16 protein-coding genes are annotated in these 16,911 nt (G+C 71.6%); 8 read left to right on the forward strand and 8 right to left on the reverse strand.

The window, feature by feature from the left end; genetic code table 11:
* Positions 1-15: 15 nt before the first annotated feature.
* Both mltG and ADL34_RS03280 read right to left on the reverse strand, forming a co-directional pair.
* Positions 16-876, reverse strand: a complete 861-nt coding sequence (gene mltG, locus ADL34_RS03275; RefSeq protein WP_062667982.1) for an endolytic transglycosylase MltG — start codon at positions 874-876, stop codon at positions 16-18.
* Between the two features lie 43 nt (positions 877-919).
* The gene (locus ADL34_RS03280; protein WP_062667984.1) at positions 920-2,722 is read right to left on the reverse strand and encodes an ABC transporter ATP-binding protein; all 1,803 of its coding nucleotides are present in this window, start codon (positions 2,720-2,722) and stop codon (positions 920-922) included.
* 189 nt (positions 2,723-2,911) lie between these two features.
* On the opposite strand from ADL34_RS03280, the gene ADL34_RS03285 reads away from it, so the two are divergent.
* Complete coding sequence (locus ADL34_RS03285) at positions 2,912-3,364, forward strand: MarR family winged helix-turn-helix transcriptional regulator (protein ID WP_062667986.1); 453 nt, start codon at positions 2,912-2,914, stop codon at positions 3,362-3,364.
* Between the two features lie 42 nt (positions 3,365-3,406).
* On the opposite strand, the gene ADL34_RS03290 is transcribed toward ADL34_RS03285, so the two are convergent.
* The gene (locus ADL34_RS03290) at positions 3,407-4,150 is read right to left on the reverse strand and encodes a L,D-transpeptidase family protein (protein WP_062667988.1); all 744 of its coding nucleotides are present in this window, start codon (positions 4,148-4,150) and stop codon (positions 3,407-3,409) included.
* A 196-nt stretch (positions 4,151-4,346) separates the two neighbouring features.
* Between ADL34_RS03290 and ADL34_RS03295 the strand changes: the two genes are divergently transcribed.
* From ADL34_RS03295 to ADL34_RS03310, 4 genes are all read left to right on the forward strand, one after another.
* Complete coding sequence (locus ADL34_RS03295) at positions 4,347-6,215, forward strand: ABC transporter transmembrane domain-containing protein (RefSeq protein ID WP_062667991.1); 1,869 nt, start codon at positions 4,347-4,349, stop codon at positions 6,213-6,215.
* Entirely contained in the window at positions 6,212-7,999 is a 1,788-nt protein-coding gene (locus ADL34_RS03300; protein ID WP_062667992.1) for an ABC transporter ATP-binding protein, read from the forward strand. The genes ADL34_RS03295 and ADL34_RS03300 overlap by 4 nt, the downstream gene beginning before the upstream one ends.
* 405 nt (positions 8,000-8,404) lie before the next feature.
* Positions 8,405-8,875: a DUF5709 domain-containing protein gene (locus tag ADL34_RS03305; RefSeq protein WP_062667994.1), complete on the forward strand. Its 471-nt coding sequence runs from the start codon at positions 8,405-8,407 to the stop codon at positions 8,873-8,875.
* 132 nt (positions 8,876-9,007) lie between these two features.
* A complete protein-coding gene (locus ADL34_RS03310) occupies positions 9,008-9,271 on the forward strand; it encodes a type B 50S ribosomal protein L31 (protein ID WP_062667996.1) in 264 nt (87 codons plus the stop codon).
* A 53-nt stretch (positions 9,272-9,324) separates the two neighbouring features.
* Here the strand turns inward: ADL34_RS03310 and ADL34_RS03315 are convergent, their stop codons facing one another.
* Positions 9,325-10,119: a metal-dependent hydrolase gene (locus tag ADL34_RS03315; RefSeq protein WP_062667998.1), complete on the reverse strand. Its 795-nt coding sequence runs from the start codon at positions 10,117-10,119 to the stop codon at positions 9,325-9,327.
* A gap of 145 nt (positions 10,120-10,264) precedes the next feature.
* Here ADL34_RS03315 and ADL34_RS03320 point away from each other — a divergent pair, with 145 nt between their 5' ends.
* A complete protein-coding gene (locus tag ADL34_RS03320) occupies positions 10,265-12,778 on the forward strand; it encodes a DEAD/DEAH box helicase (RefSeq protein ID WP_062668000.1) in 2,514 nt (837 codons plus the stop codon).
* Positions 12,779-12,797: 19 nt separating this feature from the next.
* Positions 12,798-13,667: an acyl-CoA thioesterase gene (locus ADL34_RS03325; protein ID WP_062668002.1), complete on the forward strand. Its 870-nt coding sequence runs from the start codon at positions 12,798-12,800 to the stop codon at positions 13,665-13,667.
* Here ADL34_RS03325 and ADL34_RS03330 read toward each other — a convergent pair.
* A complete protein-coding gene (locus tag ADL34_RS03330) occupies positions 13,654-14,559 on the reverse strand; it encodes a DUF6397 family protein (RefSeq protein WP_062668004.1) in 906 nt (301 codons plus the stop codon). The two genes, ADL34_RS03325 and ADL34_RS03330, sit on opposite strands and share 14 nt — an antisense overlap.
* Before the next feature lie 126 nt (positions 14,560-14,685).
* Positions 14,686-15,099, reverse strand: a complete 414-nt coding sequence (locus ADL34_RS03335) for a roadblock/LC7 domain-containing protein (protein ID WP_062668006.1) — start codon at positions 15,097-15,099, stop codon at positions 14,686-14,688.
* A gap of 97 nt (positions 15,100-15,196) precedes the next feature.
* Here ADL34_RS03335 and ADL34_RS03340 point away from each other — a divergent pair, with 97 nt between their 5' ends.
* On the forward strand, positions 15,197-15,625 hold the full coding sequence (locus tag ADL34_RS03340; protein ID WP_062668008.1) for a PPOX class F420-dependent oxidoreductase: 429 nt from the start codon (positions 15,197-15,199) through the stop codon (positions 15,623-15,625).
* Between the two features lie 33 nt (positions 15,626-15,658).
* Here ADL34_RS03340 and ADL34_RS03345 read toward each other — a convergent pair whose 3' ends face one another.
* Together ADL34_RS03345 and ADL34_RS03350 are read right to left on the reverse strand one after the other, a co-directional pair.
* Positions 15,659-16,264, reverse strand: a complete 606-nt coding sequence (locus ADL34_RS03345; protein ID WP_062668009.1) for a GTP-binding protein — start codon at positions 16,262-16,264, stop codon at positions 15,659-15,661.
* A gap of 215 nt (positions 16,265-16,479) precedes the next feature.
* Complete coding sequence (locus tag ADL34_RS03350) at positions 16,480-16,893, reverse strand: DUF742 domain-containing protein (protein WP_062668010.1); 414 nt, start codon at positions 16,891-16,893, stop codon at positions 16,480-16,482.
* Positions 16,894-16,911: the final 18 nt, after the last annotated feature.

The raw sequence follows: 16,911 nt of genomic DNA on the forward strand, positions 1-16,911 counted from the left end.
CGGCCGCATGGCCGGTCAGCGGGCCGCCGAAGGGCCGGCGGAGCCCGCCTTGCGCAGCGCGTCGGCCTCGGCCACGTTGCGCTGGTGCTCGGCGTAGTCGGCCGTGAAGCGGGTGTCGCCGGGTTTGACGGTGACGAAGTACAGCCAGTCGCCGGCGGCCGGGTTGACGGCGGCGCGCATGGCGTCGGCCCCCGGGCCGGCGATCGGCGTCGGCGGCAGTCCCATGCGCTGGTACGAGTTGTAGGGGCTCTCGATCCGGGTGTCCGCCTGGCTGGGGGTGCCGGAGGAACGGTTCAGCGCGTAGTTGACCGTCGAGTCCATCTGGAGCGGCATGCCGCGCTCCAGCCGGTTGAAGACGACCCGGGCCACCTTGGCCATGTCCGCCTTGGTGGCGGCCTCGGCCTGGACGAGGCTGGCGATGGTCACCGCCTGGTAGACGTTCATGGCGTTGCGCTGGGCTCCGGCGGCGATCGGGGCTCGGCTGAACTTCTGGTCGGCCTTGGCGACCATGTCGGCCAGGAGTGCCTCCGGGGTGACCCGGGTGCCGTCGCGCTCCAGCGGGTACTTCGCCGGGAAGAGGTAGCCCTCGGGATTGCCGTCGGCCTCGTTGGGCAGTTTGAGCTTCGCGCCGGCCAGGGACTTCTTGGTGCTGCCGGGCGGCAGGGCGAGAGCCTTGTCGACCGCCGCGTAGACCTGGCTCGCGCGCCAGCCCTCCGGGATCACGAGGGAGGCGGGCAGGGCCGGTTCCTCCTCGCCCGTGATCAGCAGCGGCACCGCCACGGCGGTGCCGGCCACGACGGCGCCTGCGGCGATGAGGGCGACACGGCCCCGGCGCGTGAGTCGGATGGTGTTCCGTGACGGAGTGTTCAGGTACATGCGGGAACGGTAACCCGCACAACGTCACAAAAGCGGCATATCGTCACCCCGTCGGCTCCAGTTGTGCGTCCCTGCGGACCAGCGCCGCATAGCGGCCGTCGCGCGCCAACAGCTCCCCGTGCGTGCCGCGTTCGGCGACGTGCCCCGCGTCGAGGACCACGATCTGGTCGGCGCCCCGAATGGTCGACAGCCGGTGGGCGATGGTGATCGTGGTGCGGTTGGCCGACAGAGCGTCGATGGCCTGCTGGACGGCGTGCTCGGTACGGGTGTCCAGCGCGCTGGTCGCCTCGTCGAGGATCAGCACGGGCGGGTCCCGCAGGATGGTGCGGGCGATGGCGAGGCGCTGTTTCTCGCCGCCGGAGAAGCGGTGGCCGCGTTCGCCGACGACCGTGTCGTAGCCGTCGGGCAGTGCGGCGATGTGGTCGTGGATCTGGGCCGCCTCGGCCGCCGCGTGCAGTTCCTCGTCGGTGGCGTCGGGTTTGGCGAAGCGCAGGTTGTCGGCGACGGAGGCGTGGAAGAGGTACGTCTCCTGCGAGACGACGCCCACGGCCCGGGCGAGGGTGTCGAAGTCCAGGTCGCGCACGTCGACCCCGTCGAGGGTGACGCGGCCGCCCGTCACGTCGTACAGGCGTGGCACGAGGTGGCCCAGGGTCGACTTGCCGGCGCCGGTGGGGCCGACGACCGCGAGGCTGCTGCCGGCCGGGACGGTGACGTCGATGCCGTCGAGGATAGGGGCGCCCTTGCCGTCGTAGCGGAACTCGACGTCCTCGAAGCGGACTTCGCCCTTGACGCGGTCCAGGTGGACGGGCTCCTCGCGCTCGGTGATGTCGATGGGGAGGTCCAGGTACTCGAAGATGCGCTGGAAGAGCGCGAGCGAGGTCTGGATCTGCACACCGGTGGACAGCAGGCTCACGGCGGGCCGGAACAGGCCCTGCTGGAGCGAGACGAACGCGACGATCGTGCCGATGGAGACCTGCGGGCCGCCGACCTGGAGCGCCAGTCCTGCGGTCCAGTAGATGAAGGCGGGCATGGCCGCCATGACGATGGTGATGACCGCCATGCGCCAGCGGCCGGCCATGCTGGAGCGCACCTCGAGGTCGACCAGTTGCTCGGACTCGTCGGAGAACGCCTTGGTCAGCGAGTCGGACCGGCCCATGGTGCGCCCGAGCAGGATGCCGCTGACGGAGAGCGACTCGGTGACGGTGGCCGCCATCGCGGCCATCTGCTTCTGGCGCTGCGTGGTGATCTTCTTGCGTTCGTTGCCGACGCGGCGGCTGATCCAGACGAAGACGGGCAGCAGGAGCAGCGAGACCACGGTGAGCCGCCAGTCGAGCGCGATCATCGCGACGATCGTGGCGACCACGCTGGTCAGGTTGGAGACCAGGGAGGTCGCGGTGGAGGTGACGGTCGCCTGCATACCGCCGATGTCGTTGGCGATGCGGGACTGGACCTCGCCGGTGCGAGTGCGCGTGAAGAAGGCGAGCGACATGCGCTGGAGGCGGCCGTAGACGGCGGTGCGCAGGTCGTGCATGACGCGCTGGCCGACCGTGGTGGAGATCAGGGTCTGCAGCACGCCGAAGACGCTGGTGAGGACGGCGCTGAGGATCATGCCGAGCGCGAGCAGGCTGAGCAGCCCGGTGCGGCCCTGCGGGATCGCTACGTCGAGGATCTCCTTGAGCAGGAACGGTGTGGCGACGCCGACCAGCGACGAGGCGCCGACGAGTACGCCGACGACCCCGAGGCGGCCTCGGTACGGGCGGAAGAGCCGCAGGATGCGGCGGACCTGCCGCGGCTGCTCGGCTGCGGCGGCGGGAGGCGTCCAGGCGGGTTCGCGGTCGGGATGCATGGGCTCCTACGGAGGTGGGCGGGCGGAGACCTTGGGTGGTCGGAGACAGCGGGTGGGCTTCGGTCAGGCTGACACCGCGGCCACGCTGAGACTGGGGGCAGGCTGAGACCGAGGGCAGGCTGGGACTGACGGAGCTTAGCTCATTGTTACCTATGTTCACAATGAACGGCGTCCTGATATTGTTCCCGCATGACCATGCCCGATGCCGACGGCCCGCTCGCCGAGCAGTTGCTGCGCCTCACCCGCCGGGTGCACCGGATCCAGAAGCGGCACCTGATGGAGTGCGGCGTCGGGATCACTCCGGCGCAGTCCCGTCTGCTGCGAACCCTCGCGCACTACGACGCGCCCCCGCGGATGGCCGACCTCGCCGAACGGCTGGAGGTCGTGCCGCGCGCCGTGACGACCCTGGTCGACGGGCTGGAGGCGCACGGGAAGGTACGCCGGGTCCCCGATCCGACCAACCGGCGGGTCATCCGGATCGAACTGACCGACGACGGGCGCGGCGCCCTGCGCGAGCTGCACCGGGCGCGCCGGTCGGCGGCGGAGGAGATCCTCGCGCCGCTGACGGAGGAACAGCGGTCCGTCCTGGGCGTCCTCCTCGACACCCTGGTGGACGGAGGGACCGGCGGCCACGGGTGCTGAGTGCGGCGCTGGGGTGGACCCGTCGTTCCGGGCCCGCCCGAGTCAGTACGAGCGACGCAGGTCCGCCTTGTCCCCCATCACCACCACGGGATGCCGAGCCGGGTCGAGCGTCCGGAGCAGATACCGCATCCCCGATTCGGACAGACTGACACAGGCCGACGTACCACTGCCGTGGTCCATGTGCAGCCAGATGCTCCCACCCTTTTGCCGGCCCTCGGGACGGGTGGGGTCGTTGGGGGACGTGCCCTTGATCCGGTTGTAGTCGATGGCGATGACGTAGTCGAAGTCGTGCCAGTACGACTCGGCCCACCAGCGCGGTGCCGCGAACCCCGGCGAACGCGTGTACGGCAACTTGGCGCCGGGGTCCGCCCGTACGCCGCCCGCGTCGCTCAGCGTGAAGACACCGACCGGGCTGCGGTTGTCGCCCTCATGGTGGTCGGTGGTCCAGCCCCTCTTGCCGTTGTGCGCGGGCCAACTGCGCGCCCGTTCCCAGGTGGAGCCCCGCTTCTCGTAGAACACGACCGTGGCGTCGGGTGAGTCCTTGCCGTCTCCGTAGACCGCCACGACCTGCTCGGACCTCGCGGGGATGCGGGTGTGCCAGCGGTCACCGACGCCCGGCACGCGCGTCGCCTCCGCCGCGCCGGCCGAGGGGGTACGGGTCGCTCTGCCGGGTTCCGCGCCCGCGCCCGCGCTGGGCCGCGCGCCGTCGCACGCGGTGAGGACCATCAGGAGGAAGGCGGCGGCAGCCGTCGCGGCCGCCGCCCGTCGAGTACCGCTGAAGCGCATCGCTCCATGGTCGCACCGCGGCCCTGCCCGGGCCGGGACGCGACCCGGACCGGATCCGTGCGGCGCAGCGGAAAACCGTTTGCGCGCTGCCACTCCCCGACGTCAACCTGTCACGGTTTGCTGCCGCCGTGCGGGGTCGCTCTCCCCGTACCGGCACCCTCCTCTCCCTCTCCCTGTCACGAGCCACTGGGACGTCATGCAGATTCAAGACCTTCCGTACCCCGACCCGGGTGCGCCCGACGCCCGCTCCGGTCCCCGCTTCCTGTGGTGGCTCTTCAGGAACCAGCTGGACGGCCAGTTCAAGGCGCTCGCCTGGGGACTGCTCCACTTCCTGTCGGTGTCCGCGCTGCCGTTCTGTGTGGGCGTCGCCGTTCAGGCCGTCGTCGACCGGTCCGGAAGCCGGCTCGCCCTGGCGGGCGGGCTGCTGGCCCTGTGCTGCGCGGGCAGCGCGCTCGGCGACACCTTCCTGCACCGTGCCGCGGTCACCAACTGGATCACCGCGGCCGCCCGCGTCCAGCAGGTGCTGGCCCGCAAGGCCGCCCATCTGGGTTCGGCGCTCACCCGGCGGGTCGCGGCCGGCGAGGTCGTGGCCGTCTCGACGGGCGACGTCGAGAAGATCGGCTGGTTCGTCGAGGCCCTGTCGCGCTTCACGGCGGCCGCGGTCACCATCGTCGTCGTCTGCGTCGGCCTCGTCGTCTACCAGCCCGCGCTCGGCGTGGTCGTCGCGGTGGGCCTGCCCGTGCTGGCCCTCGCCGTCCTGCCGCTGCTCCCCCGCGCGACCCGGCGGGCCGACGTCCAGCGCGAGAAGGCGGGCCGCGCCACGGAACTGGCCTCCGACACCGTCGCCGGACTGCGCGTCCTGCGGGGCATCGGCGGCGAGGAACTCTTCCTCGACCGCTACCGCGCGGCCTCCCAGGAGGTGCGCCACGCGGCGGTGCGCAGCGCCCGCATGTGGTCCCTGATCTCCGCCATCCAGGTCCTCCTGCCGGGCCTGCTGCTGATCACCGTGGTCTGGTACGGCGTCCGCCTCGCCGGTGCGGGTCGCGTCGACGTCGGCGAACTCGTCGCCGTCTACAGCTCGGTCATGATCCTCACCTATCCGCTGCGGCACTTCGAGGAGATCGCGATGGCGTACTCCTTCTCGCGGCCGTCGGCCCGGCGGGCCGCGAAGGTGCTGTCGCTGGAGCGGGCCACCGACACCGGCGGCGCACGTACCGGGACGGAGCCGCCGTCCGGCGACCTGTACGACCCGGCGACCGGGCTGCTCGCCCCGGCCGGCCGACTCACGGCCGTCGTGTGCGGAGACCCGGACGCGGCCGGACGGCTGGCCGAACGGCTCGGCGGACACCCCTCGGAGAAGGGCGAGTCGGTCCTGCTGGGGGGCGTGCCGCTGGACGAGGTGCCGCTCGACACCGCCCGCACCGCCGTCCTCGTGCAGGACAAGGACCCGGTGCTGCTCTCCGGCACGTTGCGCGACCTCTTCGACGTGCCCAGGTCGGGGGACGTCGACCCCGAACCGGCCCTCGTCGCCGCCCAGTGCCAGGACGTCCTGGCCGCGCTGGTCCAGGGGTCCGTCGGCGCCGCCGACCCGATGGACTCCCGGATCACCGAACGCGGGCGGTCCCTGTCCGGCGGCCAGCGCCAGCGGCTCGCGCTCGCCCGGTCACTGGTCACGGACCCGGAGGTCCTGGTCCTCGACGAGCCGACCTCGGCCGTGGACTCCCACACGGAGGCAAGGATCGCGCAGGGCGTACGGGAGTTGCGCGCGGGGCGCACCACCGTGGTGTTCACCTCCTCCCCCCTTCTCCTGGACCGCGCCGACCGAGTCGTCCTCGTCCACGAAGGTGAGGTCGTCGCCGTCGGCGTCCACCGCGAACTGCTGCACGCCGAGCCCCGGTACCGGGCCGTGGTGACCCGGGAACCGGACGCGGACCGTGACGGGAGCGAGGACGGGGCCCGGCAGTCGCCGACACCGGGCGGGCCCGGTCTCCCGGCCGGAGCGGATGCCGGGTCCGGCCTGGAGGACGTGTTGAAGGAACTGGAAGAGATCGAGGAGTCGGCATGATCGGCGTTGCGCCCCCGGCCTACGACCCGGCGGCCCCGACGACCGCGAACACGCTGCCGGTCGGCGCCCCGGCGACCGTCCGCGCGTACGTGGCCGAATTGTTCCGCCGGCACCGCCGTGCGTTCCTGCTTCTCGTCCTCGTGAACACGGTCGCGGTGGTCGCCTCCATGACGGGGCCCTGGCTGCTGGGCGGACTGGTGGAACGGGTCTCCGACGGCGTCGCCGAGCGCGACCTCCATCTGGAGCTCACCGTCGGGCTGTTCGTGGCCGCGCTCGCCGTCCAGGCCGTGTTCGTCCGGCAGGTGCGGCTGCGCGGCGCCATGCTCGGCGAGCGGATGCTGGCCGATCTGCGCGAGGACTTCCTCGTGCGGTCGGTCGGGCTGCCGCCCGGCGTGCTCGAACGGGCCGGTACGGGCGACCTGCTCTCCCGGATCACCACCGACATCGACCGCCTCGGCAACGCGATGCGCGAGGCGGTGCCGCAGCTCGCGATCGGCGTGGTGTGGGCGGTCCTGCTGCTGGGCGGGCTCGTCGTGACGGCGCCGCCGCTCGCCGCGGCCGTGCTCGTCGCGGTGCCGCTGCTGGTGGCCGGCTGCCGCTGGTACTTCCGGCGGGCGCCGGCCGCATACCGCTCGGAGGCCGCCGGGTACGCCGCCGTGGCCGCCGCGCTGACCGAGACCGTGGACGCCGGGCGCACGGTGGAGGCCCATCGGCTCGGCGAGCGCCGGATCGAACAGTCCGACCTGCGCATCAAGCAGTGGACCGCGTGGGAGCGCTACACGCTGTGGCTGCGGTCGGTGCTGTTCCCGGTCATCAACGTCACCCATGTGACCGTCCTCTCCTCCGTGCTGCTCATCGGCGGGGTGTTCGTCCTCCAGGGCTGGATCGGGGTCGGCCAGCTGACCACCGGCGCGCTGATCGCCCAGATGCTGGTGGACCCGGTCGGGCTCATCCTGCGCTGGTACGACGAGCTCCAGGTGGCGCAGGTGTCCCTGGCCCGTCTGGTCGGCGTCCGCGACATCGAACCGGACGCCGGCGATGCCCGGCTGGCGCCGGACGGGCGGGACGTGCACGCGGACCGGGTCCACTTCGGCTACCTGGACGGCGTCGACGTGCTGCGCAAGGTCTCCCTGCAGGTCGCGCCCGGCACCCGGCTCGCCCTGGTCGGCCCCTCGGGCGCCGGCAAGTCCACCCTGGGCAGGCTGCTCGCCGGCATCTACGCGCCCCGGGACGGCCGCGTCACCCTCGGCGGCGCGGAACTGTCCCGGATGCCCGCCGAACGCGTCCGCGCCCATGTGGCCCTCGTCAACCAGGAACACCACGTCTTCGTGGGCTCTCTGCGCGACAACCTGCTGCTGGCCCGCACCGGCGCGACCGACAGCGAGTTGTGGGAGGCGCTCCGCGCGGTCGACGCGGACAGTTGGGCCCGTGCGCTGGACGACGGCCTCGGCACCGAGGTCGGCTCCGGCGGGTTCGCACTCACACCGGCCCAGGCCCAGCAGATCGCGCTGGCCCGTCTGGTGCTGGCCGACCCGCACACCCTGGTCCTGGACGAGGCGACCTCGCTCCTCGATCCCCGGGCCGCCCGCCACCTGGAGCGCTCGCTGGCCCGGGTCCTCGACGGCCGCACGGTCGTCGCCATCGCCCACCGCCTGCACACGGCCCACGACGCGGACCTCATCGCCGTCGTGGAGGACGGCCGCATCAGCGAGCTCGGCAGCCATGCGGAACTGGTGGAGGCGGACGGTGCTTATGCGGCGCTGTGGCGGTCGTGGCATCAGTGAGGGGGTGCCGGTGGACGGGGCGGTCCTGATGGCCCCGGTAGTCCCGGTGGCCCCGGTGGCTGCGGCTGCGGTGGCTGCGGTGCCCCCGGTGGCCGGGTTTCCAGCGCCTCGGGTGACCCGGCGTTGCGGGGTCCGGTTCCGGCCCGGGTGGATCGGCCTCAACGGGGTCGGCTCGACGGGCCCGGCGCCGGGGTCGCCACCCACGGCCCGTGCCCGGAACACGACGGCCCGGGGCCGTGCCGTTGCGCGGGGGTGAAAAGGGGTGGAAGGCTGGATATCGGCACCGGTTCGGGGAGCACCCGGGAACCTCGCGGTTCGCGCCGGGTGCGGCCTGTGCCCCGCGTCGCGGCGCCATGCCGTCGACAGCGGTGACCTCGGGCCCTTCCCCACCACCTGGAGGTACCCGTGAACAGCGCCGACGGATGGGGTGACGACGTCTACCAGCCCGACAGCGACGAGCAGCGTGAGGACACGGGGCTCCTCGACGCCGAGGACACGCTGGAGGAGGACGGCGTCGACGATCCCCTGGACCGCGGCTGGTCCCCTCCGGAACGTCCCTGGGCGGTGGAGCACGACGGCGTCACCGCCGCCGAGCGCCATCGGGGCGAGACCCTCGACCAGAGGCTCGCCGAGGAGCTGCCCGACCTCGCCGCGCCGGACGGCGACGGCATGGGGGACGCCGAGGACACCGACGGGGAACTGCTCGACGAAGAGGTCGGGGGCGCGCGCTCCGGACGCCTCGTGGCGCCGGACGAGGGTGCCCACGAGGACGAGGAGAGCGCGCTCGTCGCCACCGACGTCGGCATCGACGGAGCGGCCGCGTCCGCGGAGGAGGCCGCCATGCACATCGTCGACGAGGACGCCCTGTCCGGCTGACGCCCCGCCCGAGCCCGGTCCGTACAGGCCACTCACGCGCGGTTCCCGTCCCCCGGTGCCCTCACGGGAAACCCGGCACCCCAGCCCCTCCGTCTTGCCCTCCCGCCCGAAGCCGTCACACGAGGAGTACGCATGCAGCAGGACAAGCAGCCCGACTACCACCCGGTCGTGTTCCGTGACCGCGCCGCCGGCTACGCCTTCCTCACCCGGTCCACCGCGACCAGCGAGCAGACCATCGAGTGGGACGACGGCGAGACCTACCCGGTCGTGGACGTCGAGATCTCCTCGGAGAGCCACCCCTTCTACACGGGCAAGGCCCGCACGGTGGACACCGAGGGCCGCGTCGCCGCCTTCGAGCGGCGCTATGGCAGCGGCGGAGCCGGTCAGGGCGGCTGAACCGGCACCCCGACGACGGGGTCCACGGCCGGGTGAGCGGGGCCGTGGCCCTGTCAGATCACGTTCAGTGCCGCCGCGCCGCCCACGCCGCCCAGGATCATGAACGCCGGCATCAGCACCCTGAGCTCCACCCAGCTGCCGGCCCGGAAGCGCATGAACTTCGGCGGGCCCAGCGGGTACCAGCGCTTGCGGCCGACCGGGATGGGCCACAGGATCGGGCACCCGGACACCGTGAGCGCGTCCCCGATGTCGTGCACCAGGGCACCCAGCACGACGGGCAGGCCCAGCCACAGGTACTCCTGGCCCGGCGCCGTGAACAGCCAGTTCGAGCCGTGCCCCGGCTGGTCCAGGACACCCGCGAGGATCCACGAGCTGGTGGCGGCGAGCAGCCACACCAGCACATCGGCGCTCGCCCCTCGCGTCGCGCGCCAGAGCAGACCCTCGATCGCCAGCACCAGGTGGACGAAGAGGATCGCCAGCACCGCCCAGCGGTCCCCCGCCAGCGCCAGGGCCGAGGTGCCGCCGCCGATGAGGGCCGCCCACAGCCAGGTGTGGGTCAGCGTGCGGTGGCCGCCCGAGCGCCGGGGGTCGCCCGGCTTCCTCGTGCCCTTGTAGACGGCGTACGACAGCTTGTCGACGATCTCGCAGATCCAGCGCGACAGCGGTCCGAAGGCGCGCGAGATGGTGGCCGCCTTGTGGTCGAGGTCCGGTGCCAGGGCTGCTCCGGCGCAGATGAGGGCACCGGTGAGGAGCACCGGCCACGGCATCCCGTATCCCGTCGCGGCGGCGGCCGCTCCGACACCGAGCCAGGCGGCGGCCCCCGACAGTGAGTGTGCTGGTCCCATCATCGCCGTCGCCCGCCCCATTCCTCTTGTACCGCTGTCCAGTTGACCGGGTCCGCTGACCTGCGGTCGGCGACACAGCGTAGCGTTCGCGATCTTCCTCTCCGTAGCCGATTCCCCTGTGCGGGCACCGGGCAGGCAAGATGGGTGGGTGACCCTCATCGATCAGCTGCCGCAGACCGCCGACCCCGACGCCCTCTACGAGGCCTTCGAGTCGTGGGCCGGGGAGCGTGGTCTCACGCTCTACCCCCATCAGGAGGAGGCGCTGATCGAGGCGGTCTCCGGCGCGAACGTGATCGTCTCGACGCCCACCGGGTCGGGCAAGAGCATGATCGCGGCGGGCGCGCACTTCGCGGCGCTGGCCCGTGACGAGGTCACCTTCTACACCGCGCCGATCAAGGCGCTGGTCTCGGAGAAGTTCTTCGAGCTGTGCAAGCTCTTCGGCACGGAGAACGTGGGGATGCTGACCGGCGACGCGTCCGTCAACGCCGACGCCCCCGTCATCTGCTGCACCGCGGAGGTGCTCGCGTCGATCGCGCTGCGCGACGGCAAGCACGCCGACGTCGGTCAGGTCGTGATGGACGAGTTCCATTTCTACGCCGAGGGCGACCGGGGCTGGGCCTGGCAGATCCCCATCCTGGAACTGCCGCAGGCGCAGTTCATCCTGATGTCGGCGACCCTCGGCGACGTCTCGATGTTCGAGGAGGACCTGACCCGGCGCACGGGCCGGCCGACCGCCGTGGTCCGCTCGGCGACCCGGCCGGTACCGCTCTCGTACGAGTACCGCCTCACGCCGCTCACCGAGACGCTGACTGAGCTGCTGGAGACCAAGCAGGCGCCGGTGTACATCGTGCACTTCACGCAGGCGCAGGCCGTGGAGCGGGCGCAGGCGCTGATGAGCATCAACATGTGCACGCGCGAGGAGAAGGACCAGATCGCCGAGCTGATCGGCAACTTCCGGTTCACCACCAAGTTCGGGCGGAACCTGTCCCGGTACGTCCGGCACGGCATCGGCGTCCATCACGCCGGCATGCTGCCGAAGTACCGGCGTCTGGTGGAGAAGCTGGCGCAGGCCGGGCTGCTGAAGGTCATCTGCGGCACCGACACGCTCGGCGTCGGCGTCAACGTGCCGATCCGTACGGTGCTGTTCACGGCCCTGACCAAGTACGACGGCAGCCGGGTCCGCACGCTGCGCGCCCGGGAGTTCCACCAGATCGCGGGCCGCGCCGGGCGGGCCGGCTTCGACACGGCGGGCTTCGTCGTGGCGCAGGCGCCCGAGCACGTCATCGAGAACGAGAAGGCGCTCGCCAAGGCCGGTGACGATCCGAAGAAGCGCCGAAAGGTCGTCCGCAAGAAGGCTCCGGAGGGGTTCGTCGGCTGGACGGAGAACACCTTCGAGAAGCTGATCGCCTCGGAACCGGAGCCGCTGACGTCGCGTTTCCGGGTCACGCACACCATGCTGCTGTCGGTGATCGCCCGTCCCGGCAACGCCTTCGAGGCGATGCGGCACCTGCTGGAGGACAACCACGAGCCCCGCAAGCAGCAGCTGCGGCACATCCGGCGCGCGATCGCGATCTACCGGTCGCTGCTGGACGGCGGCATCGTCGAGAAGCTCGACGAGCCGGACGCCACCGGCCGCATCGTCCGGCTCACGGTCGACCTGCAGCAGGACTTCGCGCTCAACCAGCCGCTGTCGACGTTCGCACTGGCCGCTTTCGAGCTGCTGGACCCCGATTCGCCGTCCTACGCCCTGGACATGGTGTCGGTCGTGGAGTCCACCCTGGACGACCCGCGGCAGATCCTCGTCGCCCAGCTGAACAAGGCGAAGGGCGAGGCCGTCGCCGCGATGAAGGCGGACGGCGTGGAGTACGAGGAGCGCATGGAGCGCCTCCAGGACGTCTCGTACCCCAAGCCCCTGGAGGAGCTGCTCTTCCACGCGTACAACACGTACCGCAAGAGCCACCCGTGGGTCGGCGACCACCCGCTGTCGCCGAAGTCCGTCGTACGGGACATGTACGAACGGGCCATGTCCTTCACCGAGTTGGTGTCCTTCTACGAGCTGGCCCGCACCGAGGGCATCGTGCTGCGCTACCTCGCCAGCGCCTTCAAGGCCCTCGACCACAACATCCCCGACGATCTGAAGTCCGAGGACCTGCAGGACCTGATCGAGTGGCTGGGTGAGATGGTGCGGCAGGTCGACTCCAGCCTGCTCGACGAGTGGGAGCAGCTCGCCAACCCCGAGGTGATGACCGCCGAGGAGGCCCAGGAGAAGGCCGACGAGGTGAAGCCGGTCACCACCAACGCGCGTGCCTTTCGGGTCCTTGTCCGCAACGCCATGTTCCGGCGCGTGGAGCTCGCGGCGCTCGACCAGGTGGAGGAACTGGGCGAGATGGACGCGGAATCGGGCTGGGACGCCGACGCGTGGGGCGAGGCGATGGACAAGTACTGGGACGAGTACGACGATCTCGGCACCGGTCCGGACGCTCGTGGTCCGAAGCTCCTGGTGATCGAGGAGGAGCCGGCGAACCGGCTGTGGCGGGTGCGTCAGATCTTCGACGACCCCAACGACGATCACGACTGGGGTATCAGCGCGGAGGTCGACCTCACGGCATCCGACGCGGAGGGCCGCGCGGTCGTCCGTGTCACCGACGTCGGCCAGCTGTGACCTCTGGAGAGACCAACCCATGACGGACAACCCTGCCGAGAGGCTCGTCGACCTGCTCGACCTGGAGCAGATCGAGGTCAACATCTTCCGCGGCCGCAGCCCGCAGGAGGCCTTGCAGCGGGTCTTCGGCGGCCAGGTGGCCGGCCAGGCCCTGGTCGCCGCCGGACGCACCACCGAGGGCGACCGCCCCGTGCACTCGCTGCACGCGTACTTCCTGCGCCCGGGGCGGCCCGGGGTGCCGATCGTGTACCAGGTCGAACGGGTCCGGGACGGCAGGTCGTTCACGACCCGCCGGGTCACCGCCGTGCAGCAGGGCCGCACGATCTTCAATCTCACCGCCTCCTTCCACGAGCCCGAAGAGGGAGGCTTCGAGCATCAGTTGCCGCCGGCCCGTGAGGTCCCGGCGCCCGAGTCGCTGCCGACGGTCGCCGAAGAGATCCGTGAGCATCTCGGCGCCCTGCCGGAGCAGTTGGAGCGAATGGCCCGGCGCCAGCCCTTCGACATCCGCTATGTCGACCGGCTGCGCTGGACCGAGGCCGAGGTCAAGGGCGCCGATCCGCGCAGCGCGGTGTGGATGCGCGCGGTCGGGCCGCTGGGCGACGACCCGCTCGTGCACACGTGCGCGCTGACGTACGCGAGCGACATGACGCTTCTGGACGCCGTGCGTATCCCGGTCGAGCCCCTGTGGGGACAGCGGGGCTTCGACATGGCGTCGCTGGACCACGCCATGTGGTTCCACCGGCCCTTCCGCGCGGACGAGTGGTTCCTCTACGACCAGGAGTCGCCGATCGCGACCGGCGGGCGGGGACTCGCCCGGGGCCGGATCTACGACCGGGAGGGTCATCTGCTGGTGTCGGTCGTCCAGGAAGGCCTGTTCAGGGCGCTGTAGCCACGGCGGGACGCCGGCGGAGCCGTCCCAGCAGCCCGCGCGGTGCCTTCGGTCCCCTCGGCGGGGGTGCCAGGGGTCGCGGCGCGACGGGGGCCCGTCGGGGCGCGGGGCGGGGTGCGGGCCGTTCTTCCCGCGCCTCCCGTACGAGCGCGGTCAGTTCGGTCCGCAGCAGGGCGACCTCGTCCGCGTCGTCCGCGGTCATGAGTTGCTCGGCGATGTGCGCGGCGGGCGATCCCGGGGCGCTGGTCAGCGGAGGTCCCGGCCGGAAGCGGTTCAGATGGGACCGCTCGTAGGGGTCGGGGACGGCCTCCGCGATCTCGGCCGGGTCGAGGAACGCGGCGAACGCTCCGGCCTTCTCCCACGGCCCGCCGGCCTGGCGCAGCAGGAATCCGCGGTGCCGCCCCCGCCAGTTGCGCGGCCGCAGGTCCACTCCCGCGTCCAGCAGGGCCCGCGGCCCCTCCGGCATGCGGCGGGCCTTGAGAAGCGAGACGCTCTCCTCGTCGGCGGCGAACCGGCTCAGTTCTTCTGCGAGGTACAGCCAGACGACCGCGCGGTAGCGGTTGAGGTACCACTTGGTGGGGACGACCAGGCCCAGGCGGGCGAGGCGGGTGAACCGGCCGGCGGGGACGTCCAGGAGGCGTGCGGCCTCGGCCGTGCCCACGACCTCGACGCGGGCCAGCAGGGAGTCCGGGAATCCCTCCGCCGAGCGCACCCGGTCGAGCTCGGACCGGGTGACGCGGCGGCCGCCGCCCCCTCCCTCGTCGGGAACGGTCCGGATCAGACCGAGGTGCACGGCGAGGTCGAGATCGCTTCGCCGGAGCCCGAGGTCCCGTGCCGCGCGGCTCGGCGTGACGGGACGCTCGTGCGGTGTCGTGATCGTGTCGCCAGACATGCTGTGTCTCCCCCGTGGAGTCGATCGGTCACGCTCGATGCGTGTGCCGTGACAGAAATGTAGTCCGGCCGCCGCACCTCGTGGCGAGCCTGTGGATAACTCCGAGGGAGGTGACGAATCAGCAGCTCAGAGGTCTGTGAACGGGGCTGTGCCGGGCAGCCGCGCGTCCACGTCGAGGTGTTCCCCCACCCGGTTGACGAGCAGGGTCATCTCGTAGGCGATCTGCCCAATGTCACCCTCGGCGCCGCTGAGCACACACAGGCAGCTGCCCGAACCGGCGGCGGTCACGAACAGGACTGCGTCGTCGAACTCGATCATCGTCTGGCGGACGCTCCCGGCGCCGAAGTGCCGTCCCGAGCCCTTGGCCAGGCTGTGCAGTCCGGACGAGACGGCGGCGAGGTGCTCGGCGTCCTCCTGCCTCAGCCCCTTGCTCGCCCCGGTCACCAGCCCGTCGTTCGACAGCACCAGCGCGTGCCGCACATGGTCGACGCGTTGTGTCAGGTCGTCCAGCAGCCAGCCGAGCTTCTGGTTCTGCGCCATGGTCCGGTCTCCCCGTGTAGATGAGCCCTCCGGCACCGGAGGAACTCTTCGACACCATTCCGGACCATCCGGCCCTCGGGCAAGGAGGATGGGAGGCATGGCGAAGAAGATGACCGAGGACGAATGGCGGGCGTTCGTCTCGCAGGGCACCCGCACCGGAAAGCTCTCCACGGTGCGGGCCGACGGCAGCCCGCACGTGACGCCGATCTGGTTCGTGCTGGACGGCGACGACCTGGTGTTCAACACCGCGGCGTCCAGCGTGAAGGGCCGCAACGTGGTCCGTGACGGCCGGGTCGCGCTGTGCGTGGACGACGACCGTCCGCCGTACGCGTTCGTGGTGATCCAGGGACGCGCGCGCGTGTCGGAGGATCTGGACGAGCTGAGGCACTGGGCCGGGCGGATCGGGGCGCGCTACATGGGCGAGGAGCGCGCCGAGGAGTTCGGGGCCCGCAACGGCGTGCCCGGCGAACTCCTCGTCCGCGTCTCGATCGACAAGGTGCTGGCGGAGCGCGACGTCGCCGACTGATCCGGCGTCACGCAGACGGGAAGGGAGGGCGGTTCAGCCGACAGAGTCGAGCAGCCGGGCGGTGTGCATCCGCCCGGCGTACTCGACGAGGCGGATCAGCACCTCCTTGCCCGAGTCACGGTCCCGGGCGTCGCAGATCACCACCGGTGTCCCCTGGTCCAGGTCCAGGGCGCGGGCGACGTCCTCGGCGCCGTACGCCCGGGCGCCGGGGAAGCAGTTCACGGCCACGACGAACGGGATGTGCCGGTGCTCGAAGAAGTCGACGGCGGGGAAGCAGTCCTCGAGCCGGCGGGTGTCCGCGAGGACCACGGCTCCCAGGGCGCCCTGGGACAGTTCGTCCCACAGGAACCAGAAGCGGTCCTGGCCAGGGGTGCCGAAGAGGTACAGGGACAGGCCGGACCGTATGGTGATGCGCCCGAAGTCCATGGCGACCGTCGTCGTGACCTTGTGGTCCACGCCGTCGGTGTCGTCCACCGACTGCCCGACCTCGCTCAGCAGTTCCTCGGTGCGCAGCGGCTTGATCTCGCTGACCGCGCCCACCAGGGTCGTCTTGCCCACGCCGAACCCTCCGGCGACAAGGATCTTCAACGCCAAGGCGGAGTTGTCGCCGTCGAAGGCGTCGGAGTGCTCGGAGACCATCGCTCACTTCTCTCTGGAGTGCCGGCATAGGTCGACGTCACTGCGCGAAGTCAGCATCATGACAACGGGCCTCTCTCTTCGTGGGGTTGGACCGCTTTTTGCCCGATGCGACCGTCTCGTACCTGTTCGATGTCCGTACGCGTGCGCGTGGGGGGCCGTACGGACCGCCTGGGTTCGGAAATCTCACGCCCCGCCCTCCCGTCGGCGTCCGGCGGTCACAGCGCGCGCAGGCCCTCGATGACCTCGCGCAGGATGCGTTCGTCGGGCAGGTGGGCGGGCGGCACCGGGCGGCTGACGGTGACCCGCCCGCGCTCCAGCAGGTCACCGAGGAGCACCCGGACCACGCCGACGGGCAGGTCGGCGCCCGCCGCCAGTTCCGCGACCGACTGGGTCTCCGGGCGGCACAGTTCGATCAGTGCACGGTGCTCCGGCCCGAGGGTGCTGTCGTCGTCGGTGCCGGGCGCGGCGCCCGACAGGGTGACGAGGGCGATCAGGTCGAACGTCACCCCGGTGGGGCCGGGTCTGGTGCGTCCGCCCGTCATCGCGTACGGCCGCACCAGGGGCCCGGCCTCGTTGTCGTACCACTGACTGCCCTGCTCGCGCCGGGCGTCGGGGTCTTGCGCGTTCATGTGCGCCGGCCGCCCTTC

The sequence above is a fragment of the Streptomyces sp. NRRL WC-3605 genome (genome assembly GCF_001509795.1).
Classification (GTDB): domain Bacteria; phylum Actinomycetota; class Actinomycetes; order Streptomycetales; family Streptomycetaceae; genus Streptomyces; species Streptomyces viridochromogenes.

Excerpts from the sequence above, each read along its gene's own strand:
- ADL34_RS03285 (WP_062667986.1), top strand. The coding sequence starts at position 2,912 with ATGACCATGCCCGATGCCGACGGCCCGCTCGCCGAGCAGTTGCTGCGC.
- ADL34_RS03340 (WP_062668008.1), top strand. The coding sequence starts at position 15,197 with ATGGCGAAGAAGATGACCGAGGACGAATGGCGGGCGTTCGTCTCGCAG.
- ADL34_RS03335 (WP_062668006.1), bottom strand. The coding sequence starts at position 15,099 with ATGGCGCAGAACCAGAAGCTCGGCTGGCTGCTGGACGACCTGACACAA.
- ADL34_RS03315 (WP_062667998.1), bottom strand. The coding sequence starts at position 10,119 with ATGATGGGACCAGCACACTCACTGTCGGGGGCCGCCGCCTGGCTCGGT.
- ADL34_RS03330 (WP_062668004.1), bottom strand. The coding sequence starts at position 14,559 with ATGTCTGGCGACACGATCACGACACCGCACGAGCGTCCCGTCACGCCG.
- ADL34_RS03295 (WP_062667991.1), top strand. The coding sequence starts at position 4,347 with ATGCAGATTCAAGACCTTCCGTACCCCGACCCGGGTGCGCCCGACGCC.
- ADL34_RS03325 (WP_062668002.1), top strand. The coding sequence starts at position 12,798 with ATGACGGACAACCCTGCCGAGAGGCTCGTCGACCTGCTCGACCTGGAG.
- ADL34_RS03345 (WP_062668009.1), bottom strand. The coding sequence starts at position 16,264 with ATGGTCTCCGAGCACTCCGACGCCTTCGACGGCGACAACTCCGCCTTG.
- mltG (WP_062667982.1), bottom strand. The coding sequence starts at position 876 with ATGTACCTGAACACTCCGTCACGGAACACCATCCGACTCACGCGCCGG.
- ADL34_RS03290 (WP_062667988.1), bottom strand. The coding sequence starts at position 4,150 with ATGCGCTTCAGCGGTACTCGACGGGCGGCGGCCGCGACGGCTGCCGCC.
- ADL34_RS03280 (WP_062667984.1), bottom strand. The coding sequence starts at position 2,722 with ATGCATCCCGACCGCGAACCCGCCTGGACGCCTCCCGCCGCCGCAGCC.
- ADL34_RS03300 (WP_062667992.1), top strand. The coding sequence starts at position 6,212 with ATGATCGGCGTTGCGCCCCCGGCCTACGACCCGGCGGCCCCGACGACC.
- ADL34_RS03310 (WP_062667996.1), top strand. The coding sequence starts at position 9,008 with ATGCAGCAGGACAAGCAGCCCGACTACCACCCGGTCGTGTTCCGTGAC.
- ADL34_RS03350 (WP_062668010.1), bottom strand. The coding sequence starts at position 16,893 with ATGAACGCGCAAGACCCCGACGCCCGGCGCGAGCAGGGCAGTCAGTGG.